We start from the raw sequence: 5,596 nt of genomic DNA, 5'->3' as shown, positions 1-5,596 counted from the left end.
ATGGCGTCCGAACCGTCCGCCATCGCCTCGGTTTCGCGGTACGGGGAGGCGACGGAGCCGGAGTCCAGGTGGTCGCGGCCGATCACGATGGGGGCCTTGACCTTGCCTTCCTTGACGAGCTGGTTGAACAGGAGGCCGGCCTTGTGGCGTTCGCCGTAGCCGAGCCAGCAGATGCGGGCGGGCAGGCCTTCGAACTCAACCCGTTCCTGGGCGGCGTCGATCCAGCGGTGCAGGTGCCTGTTCTCGGGGAAGAGTTCCTTGATGGCCTCATCGGTGACCCGGATGTCCTCTGGGTCACCAGACAGCGCGACCCAGCGGAAGGGTCCGAGGCCCTCGCAGAACAGCGGGCGGATATAGGCGGGAACGAAGCCGGGGAACTCAAACGCCCGGGTGTAGCCGCCCTTCCGGGCTTCGTCCCGGATGGAGTTGCCGTAGTCGAAGACCTCCGCGCCGGCGTCCTGGAACTCGACCATCGCCTGGACGTGGTGTGCCATCAAGGCCTGGGCCTTTTTGGTGAAGCCTTCGGGGTCTGCTTCGGCTTCACGGTGCCACTCCTCCACCGAGATGCCCTCCGGCAGGTATGACAGCGGATCGTGCGCGGAGGTCTGGTCGGTGACGATGTCCACCGTGAGCTCCCCTGCCTTATGGCGGCGCAGAATTTCGGGGAACACCTCGGCGGCGTTGCCCACGTAGCCCACGGACCAGCCGCGGCGTTCTTCCTTGGCCTTGAGCACCTTGGCGATGGCGGCGTCGAGATCTGTTTCAACTTCGTCGAGGTAGCGCTTGCCGGCGCGGCGGCGCAAGCGGGTTTCGTCGACGTCGACAATCAGGCAGGCGCCGTCGTTCAGGGTAACGGCCAGCGGCTGGGCGCCGCCCATGCCGCCGCAGCCACCCGTGAGGGTGAGGGTGCCGGCCAACGTACCGTTTTCGTCACCGGCCAGTTTGCGGGCGATGGCGGCGAACGTCTCGAAGGTGCCCTGCAGGATGCCCTGGGTGCCGATGTAGATCCAGGAACCTGCGGTCATCTGGCCGTACATCATCAGGCCCTCGGCTTCGAGCCGGCGGAACTCGGCCCAGTTGGCCCAGTCGCCCACCAGGTTGGAGTTCGCCAGCAGGACCCGGGGCGCCCATTCGTTGGTGCGGAACACGCCCACCGGCTTGCCGGACTGAACCAGCAAGGTCTCGTCCTTTTCCATGGTTTCCAGGGTGCGGCTGATGGCATCAAACGCTGCCCAAGACCGGACGGCGCGGCCGGTGCCGCCGTAGACCACCAGGTCGTCCGGGCGCTCGGCCACCTCGGGGTCCAGGTTGTTCATGAGCATGCGCAGCGGAGCTTCCGTCTGCCAGCTCTTGGCGGTGAGCTCGGTGCCGCGGGCTGCTTTGACCGGGCGGGCACCGGTGGTGAAATCGGCGGGTGCCATGATGGCTCCTTTTCGTCTGGTGTCTGTGGTGTGAAAGAGCTTCTGTATCAACTAAAGCCCTTGCCGGGCGGGCTTTACAGGGGTTTCATGGGGGTAGTGTCCGGTATTCCGGACGCTGCCGCGTGTGGCTGCGTTGCCACTCAGGGGCGCGAAACGGGGCCAAAGGGAACCGTAACGGGCAGTGGGTTTGTGGTTGGGGGAGTTACTTCCCGGGGCGGCCGTGAAGCCGGACGGACAGTTCGTCGGCTACCTTCTGGACGCGGCCAGCCAGCACGGGCCATTCCTGCAGGGGCAATTTGTCCTCGAGGAACGTCACGGCGACTGCCGCCGTCGGCCAGCCAAGGTGGTCCGTCACGGCGGCGGCGATGGAGCCGAAGCCGGGTGTAACCTCCCCATGTTCGGTGGCGTAGCCGCGCTGCCTTACCTGGTCCAAGTGGGAGGACAATGCCGAGTACTTCATGATGGCGCCCTCCACCTCGTGGCGGGCGGTGAAGGCTGCAGCGTTCGGGTACAGTGCCCGCACCTGCGATTTCGGCAAAGCCGCGAGGATGGCCCGCCCGCTGGCGGTGAGGTGGCTGGGGAGCCGGACGCCGACGTCGGTCACCAGGGAAGGGCGGTTCTTCGCCCGCTCCTCCACGATGTAGAGCACATCCCGGCCGTGCAGCACCGCCAGGTGTGCACTTTCTCCAAGGGCATCCACAAGGGACGCCAGCAGTGGCCGGCCGAGCCGGGACAGTGGCTCCTGGCGGGAGTACGCGGAACTGAGCTCGAAGGCACTGATGCCGAGCCCGTACCGTTGCTCCTCATGGAGGTGGAGCACAAAACCGTTTGCCTCCATGACGCCCAGCAGGTGGTAAACACTTGACCTGGGCAGGCCAAGGGAAGACGCAATCTGCGACGCCGCCATCGGCCCCCGCCGGGATGCCAGCAGTTTCAGGATGCGCAGCGTGTTCTCGGCAGCAGGAACCTTCGACGCCGCCCTTGACGCCGCCTTCGGTTCGCTGACCGTTTGCGGCCTCGCTTCTGTAGCCAACACGGGACTCTCCTTCGTTCCTCGCGGGACTTCCCTTTGCTATCCGGTATCCCGTACATAAGCATGCGCCCCACGGGTCCTCATTTGCCCTCCAAAACCTTTCCTCGCGTCTGGAGTACGAGACAGATGCTGGACGGGCGATGGCACGCGTCGGGGCGTCAGGCGGGACAATCTCCTGGGTAAGGGTGTGGAGCTCGGCTACTTCGGTGAGGTGTTTGGGCACCTGCCGCCCATTCAGATCCTGACGACAACCTTGCCGCGGCTGCGCCCCTCGTGCAGATACCGAATGGCCGCCGGCGCCTCAGCCAGTGGGAAGACCTTGTCGACCGCGGGCTTTACGCTGCCGGCCTCAATCAGCGATGTGAGGGCCTCCAGATCCAGGTACGTTTCCTTGGAAACAAGCCCCTTCAATTTCTGCCCCGATAATAACGAAGCAAACGGTGCGCCAAGGGACCGTTCAATGCCGCCGGTCAGCTTGCCACCCCCTTCGCCTCCCACAATCACCAACGTGCCCTTCGGCGCCAGCACCCGGCGCAGGACGGACAGCGGGCGGTTGCCGGCCGTGTCCAGGATGACGTCATACAGCACCCCGGACCCGGCAATATCGGACGTGGTGTAATCGATGACTGCATCTGCGCCAAGGGACCGGACAAGTTCCACCTTGCCGGTACTGCAAACTCCCGTGACTTCTGCTCCAAAAGCCTTGGCCAGTTGAACCGCAAAGGATCCAACTCCCCCGCCAGCTCCGATGATGAGCACCTTCTGGCCCACCGTGACCTCGCCGGCATCCCGGATAGCCTGAAGGGCAGTGACGGCGGAAATGGGTGCCGCAGCCGCTTCCTCGAACGAGAGGTTCGCGGGCTTCCGGGCCACCTTGTCCTCCTTCGCGCAAACGTACTCTGCGAAGGATCCGTCGCATATTCCATAGACCTCGTCACCAGCAGAGAAGCGGGTTACTCCGGCACCCACGGCCTCCACAATGCCCGCCACCTCCCGGCCCCGCACAGGAACTTTGGGCCTCTTAATGCCGTAACCGAAGAGCCGGACCAGATACGGCAGCCCGGTCATCAAGTGCCACACACCCTGGTCAACGCCTGCCGCCCTTACGCGGATCAGTACCTCACCCTCGCAGGGCCCCGGTGCGGCGATATCCCGCAGTTGGAGTACGTCGGGCGATCCATAAACGTCCTGCACGATAGCTTTCATGGCCGATCTCCTTCAGGCTGCGGATACTCGAACCCGTCCTCAAGCAGTTCCCGTCCGGCGTCATTCGCCGGGCTCAACAGCGGGCCCCTCAAACTAAGGAAAACCCGCCCATCGAGTCAAGGGTTGTACCCCGACGAACCGGAAAAGCTGAAACAGCACGTCGTCTGGAATCAAAGACACGAACACCCCGTGAGTCTCATCACGTCCCTTCCGAAAGTGGTCTGCTGGTTAGCGGCTCCCCTCCCAAAGACGAGAAGGTATTTGTATGCAACCAGCACCCAGCCCTACCCGGAATGAAAGTCCGGCCGGAAAGCAGGCGGCAGGAAACGCCGTCGGAAGCGTCCTCAACCGCGGACTGAACGTGCGCCACATCCGGTTCATGGCCCTGGGGTCGGCGATCGGCACAGGACTGTTTTATGGTTCCGCCTCCGCAATCCAGAAAGCCGGGCCAGCGGTCCTGCTGGCTTACATCATTGGCGGCGCGGCAGTGTTTATGGTGATGCGGGCCCTGGGCGAGATGGCAGTGCGGCATCCCGTCTCCGGTTCCTTCGGCCAGTACGCGAGCCGCTACCTTGGTCCGCTGGCAGGCTTTGTCACCGGCTGGACCTACGTCTTCGAAATGGCCATCGTCGCCATCGCGGACGTTACAGCGTTCAGTATCTACATGGGCTTCTGGTTCCCGCAGGTGGAGCGCTGGGTATGGATCCTGGCCATCATTTTCTTCCTCACCGCCCTGAACCTCCTCAGCGTCAAAGTCTTCGGCGAGCTGGAGTTCTGGTTCTCGCTGATCAAGGTGGTGGCCATCATCGCCATGATTGCCGGCGGCGCAGCCATTATCGCGTTCGGCATCCAGGCCGGCGGCGCAACGGTTGCGCCTGGCCTGGGAAACCTTGTGGACCATGGCGGCTTCTTCCCGTTCGGCTTCGAAGGATTGTTGGCCTCCTTCGCGGTGGTGATGTTCGCCTTCGGCGGTATCGAGACGCTGGGCATCACGGCAGGCGAGGCCGCAAACCCGAAGAAAGTCATCCCCAAGGCAGTCAATACCGTTCCGGTGCGCGTCCTGCTGTTCTATGTCCTGACGCTGGGAGTGCTCATGAGCCTCTTCCCATGGGATGAAATCGGCAGCAACGGCAGCCCCTTCGTGCAGATCTTCAGCGGGCTTGGCATCCCGGCAGCACCGCACATCCTGAACGCCGTGGTGATCACGGCTGCCCTCTCCGCCATCAACAGTGACATCTTCGGCGCTGGTCGCATCCTGTTCGGGCTCTCCCGGCAAGGCCACGCACCTGCCGCCTTCGGCAAGGTATCCAGGCACGGCGTGCCCTGGATGACAGTGGTAATGATGGCCGGGATCCTCCTTGTCGGAGTCATCCTGAACGCCGTAATTCCCGAGGACGTCTTCATCCTCATCGCCTCGATCGCCACCTTTGCCACCGTTTGGGTGTGGGGCATGATCCTGGCCTCCCATGTGGCCATGAAGCGGGAAATCGCCCGTACCGGCCTGCCAGCGTCGGAGTTCCCGTCGCCGTTGTGGCCCGCGGCGTCCCTTCTCACCATTGCCTTTATGGCGCTGGTAATTGCCGTCCTTGGCGCATTCGAGGAGACCAGGATCGCGCTCTATGTGGGCGGCGCCTGGTTGGCGCTCCTGGTCCTCGCGTACCGGGTGTGGGTGAAGGGTGACGGACGACGGCGTGCCGACCTCGAGGACGAGACCTCGCCGCTGCCGGTGGTCACCGCAGCCTCCCGCAGCAAGTAAGTATCCGGACTCCGGGGGCTAAACCAGTGCCTGCGGGAGTTAAGTTATCGCTGTGCCGGGACCGAGCGTTTTGTTCGTGATTGGCCGGTCGCCGGCACTCGGGTGGAAGGGCGGCGTCCTCACCGTTTTGGGCAACGCCGCCGGACAGTTGCTGCAAGTGGGGGCCATGGCGCTTGGGGT

General features: G+C 64.0%; 4 protein-coding genes and 1 pseudogene. 2 read left to right on the top strand and 3 right to left on the bottom strand.

From position 1 onward, the window contains the following. The 3 genes from hutU to AC5RWX_RS29475 all read right to left on the bottom strand — a co-directional run. A partial coding sequence (gene hutU, locus AC5RWX_RS29485) for a urocanate hydratase (protein WP_494099775.1) occupies positions 1-1,421 on the bottom strand: 1,421 nt, incomplete at its 3' end. Between the two features lie 202 nt (positions 1,422-1,623). Next, positions 1,624-2,457: an IclR family transcriptional regulator gene (locus AC5RWX_RS29480; RefSeq protein ID WP_494099774.1), complete on the bottom strand. Its 834-nt coding sequence runs from the start codon at positions 2,455-2,457 to the stop codon at positions 1,624-1,626. Positions 2,458-2,688: 231 nt separating this feature from the next. Then, positions 2,689-3,660 (bottom strand): NAD(P)-dependent alcohol dehydrogenase, encoded by a 972-nt coding sequence (locus tag AC5RWX_RS29475; RefSeq protein WP_494099773.1) that lies wholly within the window; start codon positions 3,658-3,660, stop codon positions 2,689-2,691. A gap of 265 nt (positions 3,661-3,925) precedes the next feature. Here AC5RWX_RS29475 and AC5RWX_RS29470 point away from each other — a divergent pair, with 265 nt between their 5' ends. Together AC5RWX_RS29470 and AC5RWX_RS29465 are read left to right on the top strand one after the other, a co-directional pair. Further along, positions 3,926-5,416: an amino acid permease gene (locus AC5RWX_RS29470; RefSeq protein ID WP_494099772.1), complete on the top strand. Its 1,491-nt coding sequence runs from the start codon at positions 3,926-3,928 to the stop codon at positions 5,414-5,416. A gap of 46 nt (positions 5,417-5,462) precedes the next feature. After that, positions 5,463-5,596, top strand: a pseudogene (locus AC5RWX_RS29465) (LysE family translocator); the annotation flags it as partial.

Source organism: Arthrobacter sp. SPT-J7, assembly GCF_059089965.1.
This window is presented reverse-complemented; position numbering and strand designations above follow the sequence as displayed.

Coding starts and splice junctions, on each gene's coding strand:
- AC5RWX_RS29475 (WP_494099773.1), bottom strand. CDS start 3,660: ATGAAAGCTATCGTGCAGGACGTTTATGGATCGCCCGACGTACTCCAA.
- AC5RWX_RS29470 (WP_494099772.1), top strand. CDS start 3,926: ATGCAACCAGCACCCAGCCCTACCCGGAATGAAAGTCCGGCCGGAAAG.